Here is an 18,766-nt window from a genome sequence, read left to right on the forward strand (position 1 = left end):
GTTTCTACCTTCCGGACGTGTACAGCTCGGTGACCTCGGTGTCGGTCAGCGCCCGGTCGTAGACGTGCACCTGGTCGATGCCGCCACGCCAGAAGTCGACCTGGTTGCCGCCGTACTTCGCCCGCCCGATCACGGTGTTGCCGTCACCGGAGGAACCGCCGCACACGGACGTGCTGCCCGCGAGCTGGCCGTCGACGTACAGCTTCAGCGAACCCGTGTCCACGTCCCGCACACCCACCAGGTGGTACCACTGCCCGGTGTTCGGCGGTGCGGGCGCGAGCGCCCTGGCCCCGACGAAGCTGAAGGCGAACCGGTTGTCCTGCCCCGAGTACTGCAGGAAGTAGGCGCTGTTCGAGTCGCCGTCCTGGCTGACCGCGGTGGCGAACCCGCCCAGGCTGTCCAGCTTCACCCACGCGGCCACCGAGTAGTTGGCGATCGCGGTGTCCACCAGTGAGGCGCCGGTGTCCACGTAGGCGTTGCCGCCGTTGAACTGCAGCCCCGGCCCGTTCCTGCCCTCCGTCCACACCGGACCGTTCACCAGTGTGCCGTCGTGGTCGCCGACCTCGTCGGCCGTGGTGGTGCCGGAACCCTCGGAGAGCGGGTAGTACGCGATCCCGTCCGGACCCGGCGTGCCGGGCGGTGGCGGCTCGGTGCCCTCACCGGACCCGTCCGCCTCGCGGATGATCTTCTCGTTGATCGCCTTCACCTGCGCGAAGTCCATCTTCTCCACCTGCCGGTCATAGGTGAAGAAGCCGTTGACCTCGTGCTCGACGTCGGTGATCTGCGTGTAGATCGCGCCGGAGATGCCGCACCGCTGCGCCGAGGTGAGCACGTCCTCCTGGTTCTCCACGTAGCGCCTGGTCAGCGTCGTGGAGTCGGGCGTCATCTCGTACGCGTGGCCCTCGCCGAACCACATGTGGCCCTCGACCTCGAGACCGAAGCCACCGTGCTCGCCGTCGGCCGACACCCGCCGCCCGTCCGGCGACGGGGTCGCCGGGCCGACGTACGCGTGGTGGTCGATCATGTCGCCGCGGCCCGAGTCGCCGTGCGAGGCACAGCAGTTCACACCGCTGTGCGCGTTGACGAGCCTGCTCGGGTCCTGCGCCTTCACGTCGTCGGCGATGCGGCCGGTGTCCTCCTTGGCCCACTCGCCCCAGCCCTCGTTGAACGGCACCCACACCACGAGCGAGGTCCAGCTCTTGTGCTGGTCCACCATCGTGTGCAGCTCACGCTCGAACTGGGCCCGCGCGGCGGGTGGCGCCTCCTCGTTCGACGTCTTCATCGACGGCATGTCCTGCCACACCAGCAGACCGAGCTTGTCGGCGTGGTAGAACCAGCGGTCCGGTTCCACCTTGATGTGCTTGCGGACGGTGTTGAACCCGAGCACCTTGTGCTGCTCGAGGTCGAACTTCAGCGCCGCGTCCGTTGGCGCGGTGTGGATGCCGTCCGGCCAGAAGCCCTGGTCCAGTGTGGACATGTGGAACAGGATCTTGCCGTTGAGCGTCATGCGCAGCTTGCCGTCGGCGCCGGGCTTGGTGCCGATCTCCCGCATGCCGAAGTACGAGCCGACCTCGTCGACCTTCTTGCGCCCGTCGTAGAGCGTGACCTTCAGGTCGTACAGGTACGGCGAGTCCGGCGACCACAGCTTCGCCTTCGGCACCGGTACCGTCAGCTCCTGGTTGGCTGGTCCGCGGACCTTGCCGACCACGCGGCCCTTGTCGTAGGCGACCGCCTCGACCGTGCCCTCGATGGTCGAGCGCGCGGTGAGCCGCAACGTGCTGTCCGCCAGCTTCGGCGTCATGTCCAGCCTGCCGATGTGCCGGGAGGCCACCGGCTCCATCCACACCGTCTGCCAGATGCCGGAGCTGCCGGTGTAGAAGATGCCGCGGTCGGGCACCTGCCGCTGCTTGCCGACCGGCTGCCACGTCTTGTCGGTGAGGTCCTCGACCCCGACGACGATCTCCTGCTCGCCGTGCTTCTTGAGCGCGGCGGTGATGTCGACGGAGAAGGAGTCGTAGCCGCCGCGGTGCGTGGTCACCTGCTTCCCGTTGACCCACACGCGGGTGTCGTAGTCGACCGCGCCGAAGTTGAGGCGCACGCGGTCACCGCGCCACTTCGCCGGCACGTCGAACGTGCGGCGGTACCACATGCGTTCCTCGGTCCGCTGGATGCCGGACAGCGCCGACTCCACCGGGTAGGGCACGAGGATGCGTTCGTCCAGGGACTCGCCGATCGGCGGTTCCTCACCCTCCGCCGCGCCCGCGAACTCCCAGACGCCGTTGAGGTTCTTCCAGTCGGGCCGCGTGAGCTGCGGGCGAGGGTACTCGGGCAGCGCGTTGTCCGGACCGACGAGATGGGTCCAGGGGGTGGTGAGCGGCGGCGTTCCTGGCTGCCAAACGGGGTCCGCGACCGCGGGCAGCGCTGGTACCAGCGCTGCCGCGACCAAGGACGCCGCCAGGACGGCGAGCGTTCTTCGGTACACGGGTGACCTCCTCATCGTGACGCGCGACTGAGATATGCCTGGACGGCAACGACAACGGCCAGGAACGCGCCGCTGACCACCGACTGGTAGTGCGAGGACAGGGTGCCGATCTGGTTGATGACGTTCTGGATCACGCGCAGCAGGAGGACGCCAGCGAGCGTGCCGGCGACGGTGCCCGCACCGCCGGTGAGGAGCGTGCCGCCGATCACGACGGCCGCGATCGCGTCCAGCTCGAGGCCTTCGCCGACGATCGTCACGCCGGACGCGGAGTACGCGGCGGCCAGCGCACCAGCGAGCCCAGCGCACAACCCGCTGCCCAGGTACAGCAGCATGGTGTTGCGGGCGACGGGGAGCCCCATGAGCGTGGCGGCCTCGCGGCTGCCACCGATCGCGAACGTCGCGTGGCCGAACCTGGTGCGCTGCAACACGACCATGCCGATCGCGAACAGCACGACCGTGATCCACACCGGGATGCCGAGCCCGAGGAACGTGCCCTGCCCGAGCTTCGTCAGCCAGTCGTCACGCGGCATCAGGCGGGTGGTCGAGCCCTCGTCGGTGATGGCGAGCAGCAGACCGCGCGCGCCGAGCAGCGTCGCCAGGGTCACGATGAACGGCGCGAGCCTGCCGTAGGCGACGAGCCAGCCGTTGAGCAGCCCGATCGCGCCGCACACCACCAGCGGCAACAGCAACCCGACGAGGCTGCCCCACTGGATGCCGTACGCGGCAAGCACCCCGCCGAGCGCGTACACCGAGCCCACGGACAGGTCGATGCCACCGGAAATGATGACGAACGTCATGCCCAGTGCGACGATCGCGAGAAACGAACTCTGGATCGCGATGTTCTGGGCGTTGCCCACGGTGGCGAACGAGTCGAACGAGAACGACGCGATCACCACCACGAGCGCCAGCACCACGATCGAGCCGCGCCGCTGCACCTGGCTCGCGAACCGTTCCCGCCTGGTCGTCCGGTTGGCCGCGACCGAGTCGGCGGCGTGTTCCTCGGTCGGCCGTTCCGTCGCTGTCATGCCACACCAGCCGATCGCGAGCGCTGCAGGTACACGGCGACGACGATGATCGCGGCCTGCACGATCTGGGCCGTCGAGTCGGGCAGGTCGTGTTTGATCAGGGTCGCCGCGATCAGCTGCATGAGCACCGCACCCGCGACCGTGCCGAGGATCCGCACCCGCCCACCGGACAGCGGCGTGCCGCCGACGACGACCGCGGTGATCGCGGACAGCTCGAACAGGTTGCCGATCGCGGACGGGTCGGACGCGGTGAGCCGCGCGGTCGCCAGCACACCGGCGATCGCCGCGAGCACGCCGGAGATCACGTAGGTCAGCATCAGCACCCGGCGCACCGGCAGGCCCGCGAGCGCGCTCGCCGACCGGTTGCCGCCGATCGCGACCAGCTGCCGCCCGAACGTCGTGTACCGGACGAGCAGCCACACCAGCACCGACAGCAGCGCGGCGATCAGCACGATGTACGGGATGCCGAGTGCCTTGCCGGCACCCAGCTCCAGCATCTCGGGGTTGCGGATGTCCTTGAGCTGCCCGTCGGCGAACACCAGCGCGAGCCCGCGCCCGCCGACCAGCAGCGCGAGCGTCGCGACGATCGGCTGGATCCCGACGACCGCGACCAGCGTCCCGTTCGCCATCCCGCACAACGCGCCGGCCACCAGCGCGAGCGCGAGGGCCGGGAAGAGCCCGTAACCCAGGTACAGCGGCAGGGTCGCGGCGGCGATCGCCATGACCGAGCCGACCGACAGATCCACGCCCTCGGTGCCAATCACGAGCGCCATGCCCAGCGCGACGATCAGCACCGGCGCGACCTGCACGAGCTGCGTGTTCAGGTTCGCGAGCGTCGCGAAGTTCTCGGTGAACGCCAGGTTGTAGACCACGAGCACGGCGATCGCGACGTAGACGCCGTTGTCCCGCAGCCAGATCCTGGTGTCGGTGCGCCTCCTGGCCTGCGGCGCCTTGATGTCAGTGGTCATCGGCGGGTTCCTCAGCGAGCGCGGACAGCAGCGTGTTCTCGTTGACGTCAGCGCCGTGCAGTTCGGTGACCACGCGGCCCTCCCGGAGCACGACGATCGAGTCGGACCCTTCGATCACCTCGTCGAACTCCGAGGAGATCAGCACGACACCGAGACCTTCCGCGGCCAGTTCGTCGACCAGGCCCTGTACCTCGGCCTTCGCGCCGACGTCGATGCCGCGGGTCGGCTCGTCGAGCAGCAGCACCAACGGGCGCGTGCACAGCAGCCGCGCGAGCAGCACCTTCTGCTGGTTGCCGCCGGAGAGGTCGCCGACGCGCTGGTCCGGGCTGGACGCCTTGATGCGCAGGCGTTTCATGAAGGTGTCGACGATGGCGTCCTGCCGCTTGCGGGACACGACGCCGGCGGCGGACAGCCGGGGGAGCGCGGCCAGCACGATGTTCTCCCGCACGGACAGGTCCGGCAGGATGCCGTCGGCCTTGCGGTCCTCGGGCAGCATCACGACCCCGGCCCGCATCGCGGCGGCGACGGAACCGGTCCGCAAACGCTTGCCTGCCACGACGACAGTGCCGGAGTCGAGCGGCAGCGCACCCGCGATCGCCATCGCGGTCTCGCTGCGGCCCGCGCCGAGCAGCCCGCCGAGCCCGACGATCTCGCCCGGCCGGACCGTGACGTCGACGCCGTCGAGCCGGTGCTTGCTGGTCAGCCCGGTCGCGGCGAGCACAGGACCGGTGTCGGCCGCGGTGCGTTCGCCGTCGAACTTGGTCGCGCCCTCGCGGCGGACCTCCTCGAGGTCCCTGCCGAGCATGAGCGCGACCAGCCGCAGCCGTGGCAGGTCGGCCATCGGCCCGGAGTGCACGACCCGCCCGTCCCGCAGGACGGTGACGCGGTCGCAGATCCGGTACAGCTCGTCGAGCCGGTGGCTCACGTACAGCACGGCGACCCCGTCGGCCTTGAGGCGCTCGACGATCCCGAACAGCGTGTCGACCTCACGGGGTTCGAGCGAGGAGGTCGGCTCGTCGAGGATCACGACCCGCGCCGACGTGGCCGCGGCCCGCGCGACGGCGACCATCTGCTGCACACCCATGCCGAGTGTCCGCAGCGGCCGCGTCACGTCGACCTCGACGCCGTAGGAGGTGAGGAGGTCCCTGGCCTGGTCCCGCATGGCGCGGAAGTCGACGAGTCCGAAGGAGTTCCTCGGCTCGCGGCCGAGGAACAGGTTGCTGGCGACCGACTGCAGCGGCACCAGGTTGACCTCCTGGTACACGGTCGCGATGCCGGACTGCTGGGCCTCCATGGGCGTGCCGAACGACACCGGCTCGCCCTGGTAGGTCAGGTCGCCGCCGTCCGGGGAGTACACCCCGGTCAGCACCTTGATCAGTGTCGACTTCCCGGCGCCGTTCTCGCCGACCAGCGCGTGCACCTCACCGGGTGCGAGCTCGAAGTCGACCTCGGACAGCGCGACGACACCGGGAAACCGCTTGCCGACACCCCGCGCGGACAACACAGAGGAGAGTGCGGCCGCCATCAGTACGCGTTCGCGACCTCGGCGGTGGCGTTGTCCTTGTCGTACAGCTTGTCGCTGATGACGACGTTCTGGGACACCGCCTCGCCGCCCAGGAACTTCTGCAGCGTCTCGAAGGCCAGTGGCCCGAAGCGCGGGTTGGACTCGACGACCGCGTACATCTCGCCGTCGACGATCTTCTGCACGGCGTTGCGGGTCCCGTCGATCGACACGACGTGGATGTCGGTGCCGGGCGTCTTGCCCGCGCTCTTCAGCGCCACCAGGGCACCCAGCGCCATCTCGTCGTTCTCCGCGTACACGCCGGTGAGGTCCGGCTGCGCCTGGATCAGCTGCTCCATGACCTGCTGGCCCTTGTCCCGGGCGAAGTCACCGGTCTGCTGCGCGGCGATCTCGATGTCCGGCGCGATGTTCGCCATCTCGTCGACGAAGCCCTTGGTCCGGTCGGTGGTCACGTTGTTGCCGGAGCTGCCGAGCAGGATCGCGACCTTGCCCTTGTTGCCCATGGCCTCGGCCATCTCCTGCGCGGCCCGCTTGCCCTGCTCGACGAAGTCGGAGCCGAGGAAGGCCACGTAGTCCTTGCAGGGCTCGGAGTTCACCTTGCGGTCCACGGTGAGGACGGGGATGTTCTTGTCCCGCGCGGCCTGCAGCGCCGGCTCGAGCCCGTCGGAGTTCAGCGGTGCGACGATCAACGCCTGCGCACCCTTGTTGATCATGTCCTGGATGTCGGAGATCTGCTTCGACAGCTGCGAGTTCGCGTTGGTCGTCAGCAGCTGCTTGACGCCGAGTTTCTCGGCCTCGTCCTTGATCGACTGGGTCTCCGCGATCCGGAAGGGGTTGGCTTCCTTCTCCGACTGGGAGAACCCGACGATGGCGTTCTTCAGGTCGATCTTCTCGCCGCCGTACTGGTCCAACGTGCAGGTGGGACCACTCGAGTCCTCCTGCGCGACCTGCTCGCCACCGGTGCCTTGCGTGCTACCGGTGCCGGAGTCCTCGGACTTGGTGCAGCCGGCAAGCGTGAGGGCCGTGCACACCACGGCCACACCGGCGAACTGAACAGGGCGAAGTAAACGGGATGCCGCCATTGGCACAACTCCCAGCCGATCAGAGGTCGCGCCCTCGCCGGCGACCTAGCCGATCAAATTCAGTCACATCCGAAACTTATCTGTCAAGACACCGCACGATCCGCACAAGTTCGTGCGGTGGCCATACGAAGTGCCGCATTCGTAACCGCCACCGGTTTGCGATGAAGGGGTCCTTCGGCACGGTGGGCGTGATGAAGGGCCCCTTCGTCGCGTTCAACGTGATGAAGGGGCCCTTCATCGCCAGGAGGCGGGGGCGTCCGGGCGGGCGGCGGTCAGGACGCGTTGGCAGCCGTCGCCGCCACGTGCACCATGATCCCCAGTTCCCGCAACGCCTCCAGCTCGGCGGGATCGGAAGCGTCGTCGGTCACGACGTGCTGGATGTCCTCGGGCGCCACGGTCTGCAACAACGCCTCAGTCCCGATCTTGGTGTGGTCGGCCAGCACGATCACCTCGTCGGCGGCCGCCGCCAACGCCCGGTCCACGCCGGCGACGGTCAGGTTCGGCGTCGACAACCCCCTGGCGGCGGTGAGCCCGTTGCCGGAGATGAACGCCCGGGTCCCCTGCACGGTCGCCAGAGCCTGCTCGGTGGTCCCCCCGACCAGCGCGTGGATGGACCCCCGCAACGACCCGCCGGTCATGACGACGTCCACCCCCCGGGCCCCGGCCAGGCCGGTGGCCACCAGCAAGGAGTTCGTCACCACCGTCAGCTCCGCATGCCGGGTCAGCCGGGCGGCGAAGGCCTGCGTGGTGGTCCCGGCGCCGACCACGATCGCGTCCCCGTCGGAGACCAGGTCCGCGGCCAGCCCGGCGATCGCGGCCTTCGCGTCGGCCGCCACCAGCGCCTTCTCCGAGTACGTCGGCTCATGCGACAGCCCGCCGGGCAACGCCGCTCCGCCGTGGTGCCGATCGAGCAGCCCCTGTGCGGCAAGGGCGCGCAGGTCCCGGCGCACGGTGACCTCGGACGTCTCGACCTGGCGCGCGAGTTCGCGCAGGGAGATGGCCCCGCTGGACCGGACGAGATCGAGGATGCGTTGGCGACGTTCGGCGGCGAACACGAACATGACCATAACCCGAACAATGGCCGGGATTGACCGAACCTGGCCGAGTTTGATCGAACCGGTCGGAGCCTTGCGTGCGGGTGGAAGCCGTCGGTAGGGTCAGGAAAGCGCTTGCCGGAAAGCGCTTTCCTGACCACGCTGAACCCACAGGGAAGTGGGCGGATATGTCGAAACCCAGACGGTGGCTGGTAGCGATCGCCGGTGCGGTGGTCGCGGCAGGCCTCGCGGTGCCGCCGAGTGCGGTGGCACAAGCCGACGAACCGATCCAAGACCCGTTGCCGGACCCGGTCCCGTCGAGCCTCGGGCTCACGGTCGCGGAGTTCGCGCAGTTCCCCAAGACCGAGCTCACCCCGCCGCCGCCCGACCCGCCGCCGGACCTCCGGCTGATCAGACACGCGCGGATCAACCACCTCGGTGAGGTGCCCGACGGCTCCGGCCGCCTGTACGTGCCCGACCTCAACGGCCGCGTCTACCTGGTGGAGAACGGCACCCAGCACATCTACGTCGACTTCAAGGCCCAGTTCCCCGACTTCTTCTCCGGTCGCGGGCTCGGCAGCGGCTCCGGGTTCGTCACGTTCCACCCGGACTTCAAGCGCAACGGCAAGTTCTACACGGTGCACACCGAGAACGGCGCCGGCCTGACCAAGCCGACGACCTGGCCGTCGCACTCCGCGAACCCGTTCCTGCACTCGATCATCACCGAGTGGACCGCGACCGACCCGTCGGCCGACACGTTCAGCGGCACCCGCCGCCAGGTCATGCGCATCGCGGAGGCCCGCCAGGTCCACGCGATCCAGCAGATCGACTTCAACCCGTACGCGCGCAAGGGCAGCCGCGACTACGGCGTCCTCTACGTCGCGTCCGGTGACGGCGGCCAGGGCGCCACGACGACCGAGCCGCAGCAGCTCGGCAACCCGTACGGCAAGATCCTGCGGATCAACCCGACGGGCACCAACGGGACCGGCGGCCAGTTCGGCATCCCCTCGGACAACCCGTTCGTCGGCACGCCGGGCGCGCTCGGCGAGATCTACGCGATCGGCATGCGCGACCCGCACCGGTTCAGCTGGGACCGGGCGACCGGCCGGATGTACCTCGGCCACATCGGTGAGCACCGGATCGAGGCGGTCTACGACGTCCGGGCGGGCGACAACTACGGCTGGAGTGAACGCGAAGGCGAGTTCCTGTACAAGCGGAACGACCCCCAGTGCTCGGTCTACCCGCTGCCGCCGGACGACGCGCAGTACGGCTACGACTACCCGGTCGCCGCGTTCGACCACAACCCGCCGCCGGGGCACCCGCTGTGCTCCGACTCCGGGCACGCGATCAGCGGTGGGTTCGTCTACCGGGGCAGCATCGCCGAGCTGCGCGGCAAGTACGTGTTCACCGACCTCGTCGACGGCCGGATCTTCTACACCGAGGCGAGTGAGATGCGCCGCGGTCGCCCGGCCGCGCAGATCCACCAGTTCCAGGTGTACGCGAACGGCCAGCGGACCGACTTCCGGCAGCTCGTCGGCGACGCACGGGTGGACCTGCGGTTCGGCCAGGACGCGCGGGGTGAGCTGTACCTGGTCGCCAAGGCCAACGGCAAGGTCTACAAGGTGACCGGCATCAAGCGGTTCGCGAGCTGCGCGGTCGGGCACACGCGGGTGACCGGGTCGGGTGGCGCGGACTCGTGGTCGCCGGTGACGCCGGACAAGTGGCAGTTCCGCGGCGACAGCGTGATCCTGGCCGAGGCGGGCGAGGCCCGTCCCGGCCCGCGTAGGCCGTTCGAGTACGCGGTGCTGGACAAGGGCCCGGCGTTCACCAACGCCCGCGTGGACACGAAGGTCCGGCTCGACACCCCGGTCGAGGTGACGAACCGGGACGTGATCGTGGTGTTCGGGTACGCGAGCGACACGGAGTTCTACTACGCGCACGTGTCGACGGACAACACGATCTACCCACACAACGGGATCTTCGCGGTGAACAACGCCGACCGGCTGCGGATCGACGACCAGTGGAACGAGGTCATGTCCCGCGGCGCGCCGCCCGCGATCACCGACACGGCGTGGCACGACGTGAGCGTCACCCACTGCGCGGACACGGGGGAGATCTCGGTCCGGGTGGACGGTGAGCTGCTGATGACGGCCGTGGACCACACGTTCGGCGCCGGCAGGACCGGGTTCGGCTCCTTCGACAACATCGGGCGGGCGCGGGACTTCCGAGCCACCGGTACGGCGGCGTGACCATGCGCAAGGTGCTGATCGGGCTGTCGTGCGTGGCACTCGCCGCGACTCTGTCCGGCACGGTGCCCGCCGCCGCCAACCCGGCGGCGGGTCACCGCCCGGACGTGGTCCCGTCGATGGCGCGGAACCTCGTCGCCTACTACGACTTCGAGCACCCGGCGCAGGGTGGCGCGGTCGAGCGGGACCGGGGCCGGTCGGGCACGGACCTGTGGCTGGTCAACGGCGCACCCCGGGTGCGCGACGGGATCCGGCACGCGTTGCAGACCGGGCAGAACTCGGCGGTCGCGAGCAACGACGACTGGAAGGCCGGCGTGTACTCGGACACCGGCGTGCCGTCGCTGCGTGCGTTCAACGCGGCCCGCGAGATCACCGTGATGGGCTGGTTCAAGCCGACCGGCGTCAACCCCAGCCCCAACACGGTGACCGAGAACCCGGACGACCACTACAACGCGATCGGGCTGGCCGGTGTGCTCACCGGTGACTCCGACGGGCACGCGGTGCGTGCGCTGCTCGAGGTCATCAACGTGAACGGCGAGCTGAAGGTGGTCGCACTGGGCCGCCGGGTCGACGGCGCAGCGTCGCAGACGTTCGCGGCATCGGCGCCGTGGCAGGAGGTCCTGCCGCCGGGCCGGTGGACGCACCTGGCGGCGACGTTCGACTTCGACACGGGCGAGATGGCGTTGTACCGCGACGGCCGCGCGCTGGACGGCTTCTACACGGTCACCGGTGACCCGTGGTCGCTGGAAGGCGAGCCGGAACCGGACGTGACGACGGCGTCGGACCCGCGCGGCATCAAGATCGGCGGCAGCTTCCCGCAGAACAACGTCGAACGGAACCCGTGCAACTGCCGCATGGACGAGCTGATCTTCCTCGACCGGGTGGCGACCCCGAAGGAGATCAAGGCGCAGTACAAGCGCAGGTAGGCGAACACCTCGCGAGCCCGCCGTTCACGGACGGCGGGCTCGCGGCGTGTGCAGGGCAGCGGCGATCGCGACCTGGCTGACCTCCAGGGTGTGTTTGCCGTCCTCGATGTCCCACAGGGCGTTCTGCAGCACGCGGCCCAGCGTCCAGACCGTCGCACGGGTGCGGTCCAGGCCGAGCCGGTCGGTGAGCAGGTCGAAGCGGTACCGCACGGCCCCGGCAACGTCACCGGTCGCGACGATCGCGGCCCAGCGCTCGTTCAGTGCGGGCAGCAGGTCGAAGCCGGGGTCCCCGGCCAGCGGCTGCGGGTCGATGGCGAGCCACGGCTCCCGTGTACCGGCGAGGACGTTGCCGTCGTGCAGGTCCCAGTGCAGCAGCCGGTCACCGGCCTCGCCGACCAGCTCGGCCACCGCCGCCGCACACGTCCGCACCAGCTCCTGCTCCGCCGGGTCGCGCAGCAGCGGCACCGCAGACGGGACCTGGTCGAGCATCGCCGTCGCCACGTCCGCGAGCCAGCGCACCCCGGCCGGTGCCCGCACCGCCGTCAGCCGCGCCAGCAGGTCCGCGATGACGGCCAGCCGATCGAGGTCGTCCTCGAGCGCGAACAGCGGGCGGGTCGCGTCGAGACGTTCCAGCAGCACCGCGCCCGTCGGCTCGTCGTGGTCGAGCAGCAGGACCGCGCCGTCGCCGTGCCACGTGCGCAGCCCGGCGGCCGTGTCGGCGTTGTCCTCCTCGACCGGCTGCAGCTTCAGCACCGCGGGCACGCCGTCGCGGACCACCGGCAGCACGAGCCCGGCCATGCCGTGCGCGACCGGGCCGTCGAACCGCAGCGACCACTGGCCGACCATCCGGTCGACCAGCGCGGGCAGGTCGCGCACCCACGCGCCGCCTTCCGCGCGCTGCGTGTCCGCGAGCGCGGGCGGGATCTCGATCGGCATGACGTGGCCTTTCCGGAATGTGTCATCCGGGTAGTGCGAGCAGTTCCCGGACAATATCGGCGACTCGCCCGGAACTGTGCCAGACGGGTGTTTCCCGGGCACCTGTTTTTCGCAACCGGGACGCCACCGCCCATTCTTCCCACACCTGGATGTTGTCCTCGAGGTCACCGTGCGTCCGCAACCCGAAAAGCGCGTCGACGGTGCGGCGGCTGGTCGGCGCGGCGAGTGTCGTGGGCACGAAGACCCAGCCGGCCGCCCGGAGCGGCGCGACCACCGCGAGAAGCCGTTCGTGCTCAACACTCACTTATGCCCCAAGAGATTCCGGAGGCGGACGGCACGCCGGAGCGCAACGGGGAGGACCGCTCTACGACGTGCCGCCCGCCAGTGTGCCCGGTCCGTCGAAGGGTGGGAGCGGGGACCGGGCTGGTGTGGCGACAGCGTGCCCGGAATCGAATGCCGCGCGCAAGTTGCAACAGTGGTATTCGGAAATGACCACCTGATCAGGGGAGCTGGGTAACTTCCGGAAATCTGCGTATAACTTCGACAAGAAAATGCCCTCGCACCAGGGCATCCGGTGCGAGGGCATTCCCTCTGCGGCAGCTCGTGCCTGTCGGAGCGTCGAACCGCCAGGCTTACGTCCCGCGCGCCTCGTCGAACCGGCGCGCCACGTCAGTCCAGTGGGGCTGGGTCACTAGTTCAGCGGTTCCGTCCGCACGGTGAAACGCGGGTCCAGGTGGGCGGTGTCGTTGAAGCGGCGGATCACCCAGCGCTCATCCCACACGACGAGCTGCGTGATCGACGCGTTGTCGGCGTCGATGAACGCGAACGGTCGCGACCCGGTGGCCATCGAGACCACCTGGCCGATCGTGCCGCCGTGGGTGAACACGGCGACCCGCCGGTCGGTGTGGGCCGCGGCGATGCGGGTCAGCGACTCGCGGATGCGCGCGGCGAAGTCGTCCGTCGACTCGGCGCCCGGGATGACGTCCCAGCGCTCCTTCGTGAACATCTCCTGCGCGACCGGGTGCTGCTGCGCGACGCGGATGCGGAACAGCCCGCCCTCCCACTCACCGAGGTTGATCTCCCGCATGCCCGGCTCCACGACCGGCGTGACGCCCAGCCGCTTGGCCAGCGGCTCCGCGGTCTGGTGGGTGCGGCGCAGGGTGGTCACGTAGAGGCCGTCCAGTTCCTCGTGTTCCAGGCGCTTCGCGACCAGTTCTGCCTGCTCCTCGCCGACCTCCGCGAGCGGCGGGTCGCCCTGGCCGTCGACCTTCGGAAACGGCCGGTCCTCGCGGGCCGGCTGGGACTCACCATGCCTGACCAGCAGGATCTCGGTCGCGCCCGGCGGCAGGGTGAAGCGGAACTGGCGGTACTCCTCTGAGTTGGTCACGACCCCATTCAAGCGAATACTCGAACCAGAGTATTTGAGCTATGGTAATCACCATGGGCAAGCGGAAGGTCTCCAACCCGCTCGCGCTCGCGGTGCTCGCGCTCCTCGCGGAGAAGCCGATGCACCCGTACGAGATGTCGAGCACGCTGCGGGAACGGGCCAAGGAGCAGAGCATCAAGCTCAACTACGGCTCGCTGTACTCGGTCGTCGACTCGCTGCTGCGGCACAAGCTGATCGACGTGCAGGAGACCGTTCGCGAGGGCAGGCGCCCGGAACGCACCATCTACGCGATCACCGACCCCGGCCGGATCGAAATGGTCGACTGGCTGTCGGACCTGCTCGCGGTGCCGGTGAAGGAGTACCTGCAGTTCGAGGCGGCCATGTCGCTGATGCCGGTGCTGTCGCCGGACGTGGTGATCCGCCTGCTGGAGGTCCGGCGTACCCGGCTGGACGCGGAGATCGCGTCCAACGACGGGATCATGTCCGCGATGGCCGACCACGGGATGCCCTACCTGTGGACCATCGAGGTCGACTACGTGCAGACCCTCCGGCGGGCCGAGCGGGAGTTCGTGCAGACCACGATCGACCGGCTGACCAAGGCCGAGCTGCCCGAGATCCAGGCCTGGCGGCGGGCCCACGAGCTCGCCGACGGCGTGCCGAGCGAGTCCGACTGGGACCGCGCGGTGCGTGAGCTGCCGGAGAGCGAGGTGAACTGGCGGCAGGACTGACCAGGACGGCACACAGCACTGGCCGGGTGCGGCAACACCCGGCCAGTGACCAGAAACCCAGGCTCGTCCCGCGAAGGCACGGCACCAGGCGCGTGTCCAGAATAGCCGTGCCCGCGGACGCACCTGGCCATCAACCAGGAGGAACGTCCGATGACACACGTCAGGGGGACGGCCATCGAGGCCGTCGCGCTCGTCAAGAGGTACGGGGAGGTCACGGCTCTCGACGGGCTGAGCTTCACCGTCCCGGCCGGCACCGTGTTCGGCCTGCTCGGCCCGAACGGGGCAGGCAAGTCCACCACCATCAAGATCCTGACCACGCTGTCCACGCCGACCAGCGGGGCCGCGACCGTCGCGGGGATCGACGTGCTCGCGCACCCGAACGCCGTGCGCCGCGCGATCGGCGTCGTCACCCAGGGCTCTGGCACCGACCGGCAGGCCACCGGCCGCGAGAACCTGCTGCTGGCGGCGCACATCCACGGCATGCGCGGGCGCGCGGCCACCGCGCGGGTCGACGAGCTGCTCGAGCTGTTCGACCTCACCGGCGCGGCGAAACGCCTGGTCAAGGCGTACTCCGGCGGTATGCAGCGCAAGCTCGACGTCGCCATGGGCCTCGTGCACCGGCCGTCCGTGCTGTTCCTGGACGAGCCGACCACCGGCCTCGACCCGCAGGCCCGCAGCGAGATGTGGGCCGAGATCGCGCGGCTCGCCACGCAGGAGCGGCTGACGATCCTGCTCACCACGCACTACCTGGAGGAGGCCGACCACCTGGCCGACCACCTCGTGATCGTCGATCGCGGCAGGCTCGTCGCACAGGGCAGCCCGGAGGAGCTGAAGAGCGAGCTGCGCGGCGACGCCGTGGTGGTCGAGCTGGCGCCGGACGCGTCGGTGGACTCCGCCAGGACGGCCGTCGAGGCGATGGCCAGGGAGGTCACGGTGACCGGCCGGACCATCCGCGCCCGCGTCGACAACGGCGCGTCGGCGGTCCCGGCGGTGCTGGCCGAACTGGAACGCGCCGCCGTCGCGGTCGCCGCGGTGACCGTCGCCCGGCCCGCGCTCGACGACGTCTACCTGCGCCACACCGGCCGCACGTTCGCGGCGGCCTCGGCCTCGGCATCGGGATCGGGATCGGAGGAGGTGGCGGTGGCATGACCACGCTCACCCCCCACACCGGTTACCTCACCGGGCGGCTGCTGATGGCCACGCTGCGCCAGCCCGCGTTCGTGGTGATCATGCTGATCCAGCCGATGATCTGGCTCCTGCTGTTCGGCCAGCTGTTCAAGCGGATCGTGGAGCTGCCCGGCTTCGCGACCGGGTCCTACATCGACTTCCTCACCCCCGGCGTGGTCGTCATGACCGTCCTGTTCACCAGTGGCTGGGCGGGCATGGCGTTCATCGACGACATGGACCGCGGCGTCATGGACCGCATGCTCGCGTCCCCGGCCAGCCGCGGCGCGATGATGCTCGCCTCGGTGCTGAACCAGGCGGTCACGGTCGTCGTGCAGGGCGTCATCGTGGTGCTCGTCGGGCTCGCGCTCGGCGCCGAGTTCCCCGGCGGTATCGCGGGGATCCTCGTGATGTTCCTCGCGTCGGTGCTGCTCGCGGCCGCGTTCTCCTGCCTGTCCAACGGGATGGCACTGATCGTGCGGACGTCCGAGTCGCTGATCGGCTTCTCCACGATGCTCACGCTGCCGCTGTCGTTCCTGTCCTCGGCGATGATCGCCCGCGAGGCGGCGCCGGAGTGGATCCAGACCGTGTCGTCGTACAACCCGGTCGACTGGACTGTCGTCGCGTCCCGCGAGGCGCTGTCGGCGGACCCGGACTGGGGTGCGGTGCTCCTGCGCCTGGCCGGGCTGTTCGTGGTCGCGGTGGTGACCGGGTTCATCGCGACCAGGGCGTTCCGCGCCTATCAGAAGTCGCTATGACCGGTCATAGCCACAAGCTATGAGGTGGTGTCCCGTTGGTGGCTAGCCACCGGCGGGACACCGGGCGATGCTCGTTACCGTGCTTCCCGGACTTGTGCTCGTCGCCGTCGCGACCGCGGTCGGCCGCGTGGTCGGCTCGCTCGTGCCCGCCGCGAGCGCGCTGATCGTGGGCATCCTGCTCGGGGTGGCGTGGCGGTCCTTCGCAGGCGTGCGCCCGGAGTTCGCGCCGGGACTGCGGTTCGCGCAGACCTGGCTGCTGCGCGCGGGTGTGATGCTGCTGGGACTGCAGCTCGCGGTCGCGCACGTCGTCCACTTCGGACCTGCGCTGCTCGCGGTCGTGTTCTTCTCGGTGGCGGTCACGTTCGCCGTCACGTGGCGGCTCGGCCGCCGCCTCGGGCGGTCCAGGTCACTGCTGCTGGCGACGGGCGTGTCGATCTGCGGCGCGTCGGCGGTCGCGGCGGTGAACACGGTGGCCGACGGCGACGAGGAGGACGTCGCCACGGCCGTCACCGCCGTGACGGTCCTGGGGACCGTCGCGATCGGCGCCGTGCCGCTGGTTGCGTGGCTGTTCGGACTGTCCGACCAGGACTTCGGCGTGCTCGCGGGCGCCAGCGTGCACGAGGTGGGTCAGGTCGTCGCGATCGGCGGCGCGGCAGGCGGGCTGGTGCTGCAGGTGGCGGTGGTGATCAAGCTGGCGCGCGTGGTGCTGCTGGCACCGCTCGTGATCGGGCTGGGGGTGTACCTGCGGCAGCCTGCTGTGGTGGGTGGTGCCGCGCTCGCGCCGCGGGCCCGGCCGCCGCTCGTGCCGTGGTTCGTCACCGGGTTCGTCGTGCTGGTCGTGGCGCGGGCGCTCGGAGCCGTGCCCGCACCGGTGCTCGACCTGTCCACTGTGGTCACGAACCTGCTGCTGGGCGCGGGCATGTTCGCCCTCGGCGCCGCGGTCGACCTGCGTGCCGTGGTTCGTTCCGGCGGGCCGTCGCTGGCGGTCGCCGGGGTGGGCAGTGCGTGCCTGTTGACACTGACGACGGTGGGCGTTCTGATCATCTAGGTGAGCACCACACCTGTCCGGATCGGCGCCCTCGTTCCGCTGACCCGGCCCGGCTGGGCCGAGGCGGGGCGGCACCTGCTCGCCGGACTCGAGCTGGCCGTGCGCGACGTCAACGACGCGGGCGGGATCGCCGGAAGTACCCTCGAGCTGGTGGTCCGGGACACCGCGGCCGACCCACAGCGGGCCGCCGCGGCCATGGACGAACTGGCCCGTCTTGGCGTGGCCGCCGTGGCCGGGGAGTACCACAGCGTCGTCGCGCGCGCCGCTGCCGCGCGTGCCGACGCACTCGGCCTGCCGTTCCTCTGCTCGTCGGCGGTGCTCGACGCGCTCACCGACGAGCCGACGGACTGGGTCGCGCGCCTCGCCCCCGCACAGTCCCTCGGCTGGCGGCTCTACGCCGACTTCCTCCTCGGGGCGGGGCACAGCCGCATCGCCGTGGTGGCCCAGCCGAGTGTCTACTGGGCCTCGGGGACCAGCATCCTGCGTGACCACCTGGAGTCGCGCGGTGGCACCGTCATCGACCTCGACCTGCGTGCGGACGTGTGCGACCAGCTCGTCGACCACCGTGCGACCGCCCTGCTCCTCCTGGTCGGCACCCCGGAACCGGCGGTGCCGATCGTCCAGTCCGTCCGCCGCGACCCGCGCCTCGCCGAGGTCCTGATCGGTGCGCCAGCCGGGCAACCGGAGTTCGCCGAATGGGCGGCGTCGCTGGGCACCGACGGCGCCGCGATCCCGTTCCTGCGTTACCTGCCCGAGCGCCTCACCCCACTCGGCGCCCGGGTGGGGACGGCACTGCGCGAACGGCTGGCCGAGGCGCCCTCCTTCGTCGCCTTCGAGGGCTACGACACGGTCGCCGTCCTCGCCGAGGTGCTGCGTGCGCACGGCACCGACCGGGCGCACATCGCCGCATCCTGGCCGCGCGTCGCGGTCGACGGCACCCGAGGGCGGATCCGGTTCTCCCGCACACCGGGCATCGGCGTGTGGCAGTGGGCGTGGCCGCCGATCCAGATCGTCGACCGGGATCCGGCGGATCCTGGTCGCTTCCGGCTCCGCTACGTTGGCTGATAGCTGTGGGTGCTTTGTCCTCGCCGGACGGGCTTCCCCTCCGGCGGCTCCTCGCCGGAGGGGCAGGTCTCTGGGATGGCTCCCTGGGTTGGCATCTTCGGTTCTTTGGCGAGGGTCGGTCTGCCTGCCATCCCGTCGACCTCCCTGCGGGCTATCACACCGGCTCAAGGAGGCGGTTCCGAGTTTTGCTGCCGGTTTTGGTTGTTGGTGCCCCCTTGATCCGGTGTGATCGGGCTTTGCCAGGTCGACGGGATGGCAGGCAGCCTCGGGTGGGGTGTGGGGCTGGCGCCCCCCGCCCGCTTTCGCGGTTCTGGTGGTGTCCCGAAGGACCCCTTCGTTGCGTGCGGTGTGAGGAAGGGCCCCTTCGTTGTGGTCGGCGTGATGAAGGACCCCTT

Annotated in this window: 16 protein-coding genes; 7 read left to right on the top strand and 9 right to left on the bottom strand. The window is 70.0% G+C overall.

Annotated elements, in window-relative coordinates; genetic code table 11:
* Positions 1–4: 4 nt before the first annotated feature.
* The 6 genes from FHR82_RS03415 to FHR82_RS03440 form a co-directional block, all read right to left on the bottom strand.
* Positions 5–2,497 carry a LamG-like jellyroll fold domain-containing protein gene (locus tag FHR82_RS03415; RefSeq protein WP_184808727.1) on the bottom strand — a complete coding sequence of 831 codons (2,493 nt, stop codon included), beginning with the start codon at positions 2,495–2,497 and terminating at the stop codon, positions 5–7.
* Positions 2,494–3,507, bottom strand: coding sequence for an ABC transporter permease (locus tag FHR82_RS03420; RefSeq protein WP_184808728.1), 1,014 nt, complete (start codon positions 3,505–3,507; stop codon positions 2,494–2,496). Before FHR82_RS03420 ends, FHR82_RS03415 begins: the two co-directional genes overlap by 4 nt.
* Positions 3,504–4,475 (bottom strand): ABC transporter permease, encoded by a 972-nt coding sequence (locus FHR82_RS03425; protein WP_184808729.1) that lies wholly within the window; start codon positions 4,473–4,475, stop codon positions 3,504–3,506. The genes FHR82_RS03420 and FHR82_RS03425 overlap by 4 nt, the downstream gene beginning before the upstream one ends.
* A complete protein-coding gene (locus tag FHR82_RS03430) occupies positions 4,465–6,000 on the bottom strand; it encodes a sugar ABC transporter ATP-binding protein (protein ID WP_184808730.1) in 1,536 nt (511 codons plus the stop codon). The genes FHR82_RS03425 and FHR82_RS03430 overlap by 11 nt, the downstream gene beginning before the upstream one ends.
* Positions 6,000–7,079: an ABC transporter substrate-binding protein gene (locus FHR82_RS03435; protein WP_184808731.1), complete on the bottom strand. Its 1,080-nt coding sequence runs from the start codon at positions 7,077–7,079 to the stop codon at positions 6,000–6,002. Before FHR82_RS03435 ends, FHR82_RS03430 begins: the two co-directional genes overlap by 1 nt.
* Before the next feature lie 272 nt (positions 7,080–7,351).
* Positions 7,352–8,146 carry a DeoR/GlpR family DNA-binding transcription regulator gene (locus FHR82_RS03440; protein ID WP_184808732.1) on the bottom strand — a complete coding sequence of 265 codons (795 nt, stop codon included), beginning with the start codon at positions 8,144–8,146 and terminating at the stop codon, positions 7,352–7,354.
* A 155-nt stretch (positions 8,147–8,301) separates the two neighbouring features.
* Here FHR82_RS03440 and FHR82_RS03445 point away from each other — a divergent pair, with 155 nt between their 5' ends.
* On the top strand, positions 8,302–10,362 hold the full coding sequence (locus FHR82_RS03445) for a PQQ-dependent sugar dehydrogenase (protein ID WP_184808733.1): 2,061 nt from the start codon (positions 8,302–8,304) through the stop codon (positions 10,360–10,362).
* 2 nt (positions 10,363–10,364) lie between these two features.
* Positions 10,365–11,285: a LamG-like jellyroll fold domain-containing protein gene (locus FHR82_RS03450; protein ID WP_184809278.1), complete on the top strand. Its 921-nt coding sequence runs from the start codon at positions 10,365–10,367 to the stop codon at positions 11,283–11,285.
* Between the two features lie 24 nt (positions 11,286–11,309).
* Here FHR82_RS03450 and FHR82_RS03455 read toward each other — a convergent pair whose 3' ends face one another.
* The 3 genes from FHR82_RS03455 to FHR82_RS03465 all read right to left on the bottom strand — a co-directional run bounded on the left by FHR82_RS03455 (position 11,310) and on the right by FHR82_RS03465 (position 13,608).
* Positions 11,310–12,221, bottom strand: coding sequence for an aminoglycoside phosphotransferase family protein (locus tag FHR82_RS03455; protein ID WP_184808734.1), 912 nt, complete (start codon positions 12,219–12,221; stop codon positions 11,310–11,312).
* Positions 12,222–12,243: 22 nt separating this feature from the next.
* Positions 12,244–12,525 carry a hypothetical protein gene (locus FHR82_RS03460; protein ID WP_184808735.1) on the bottom strand — a complete coding sequence of 94 codons (282 nt, stop codon included), beginning with the start codon at positions 12,523–12,525 and terminating at the stop codon, positions 12,244–12,246.
* Positions 12,526–12,912: 387 nt separating this feature from the next.
* Positions 12,913–13,608, bottom strand: a complete 696-nt coding sequence (locus FHR82_RS03465; RefSeq protein WP_184808736.1) for a histidine phosphatase family protein — start codon at positions 13,606–13,608, stop codon at positions 12,913–12,915.
* Positions 13,609–13,661: 53 nt separating this feature from the next.
* Between FHR82_RS03465 and FHR82_RS03470 the strand changes: the two genes are divergently transcribed.
* The 5 genes from FHR82_RS03470 to FHR82_RS03490 all read left to right on the top strand — a co-directional run bounded on the left by FHR82_RS03470 (position 13,662) and on the right by FHR82_RS03490 (position 18,371).
* Positions 13,662–14,336, top strand: a complete 675-nt coding sequence (locus tag FHR82_RS03470) for a PadR family transcriptional regulator (RefSeq protein WP_184808737.1) — start codon at positions 13,662–13,664, stop codon at positions 14,334–14,336.
* Positions 14,337–14,486: 150 nt separating this feature from the next.
* Positions 14,487–15,485, top strand: a complete 999-nt coding sequence (locus tag FHR82_RS03475; protein ID WP_184808738.1) for an ABC transporter ATP-binding protein — start codon at positions 14,487–14,489, stop codon at positions 15,483–15,485.
* Positions 15,482–16,258, top strand: coding sequence for an ABC transporter permease (locus FHR82_RS03480; RefSeq protein ID WP_184808739.1), 777 nt, complete (start codon positions 15,482–15,484; stop codon positions 16,256–16,258). Before FHR82_RS03475 ends, FHR82_RS03480 begins: the two co-directional genes overlap by 4 nt.
* Positions 16,259–16,337: 79 nt before the next feature.
* Positions 16,338–17,306: a YeiH family protein gene (locus FHR82_RS03485; protein WP_311770846.1), complete on the top strand. Its 969-nt coding sequence runs from the start codon at positions 16,338–16,340 to the stop codon at positions 17,304–17,306.
* Entirely contained in the window at positions 17,307–18,371 is a 1,065-nt protein-coding gene (locus tag FHR82_RS03490) for an ABC transporter substrate-binding protein (RefSeq protein ID WP_184808741.1), read from the top strand.
* The last annotated feature ends 395 nt before the right edge of the window (positions 18,372–18,766 follow it).

This window comes from Actinophytocola algeriensis, from assembly GCF_014203735.1.
Classification (GTDB): Bacteria; Actinomycetota; Actinomycetes; order Mycobacteriales; family Pseudonocardiaceae; genus Actinophytocola; species Actinophytocola algeriensis.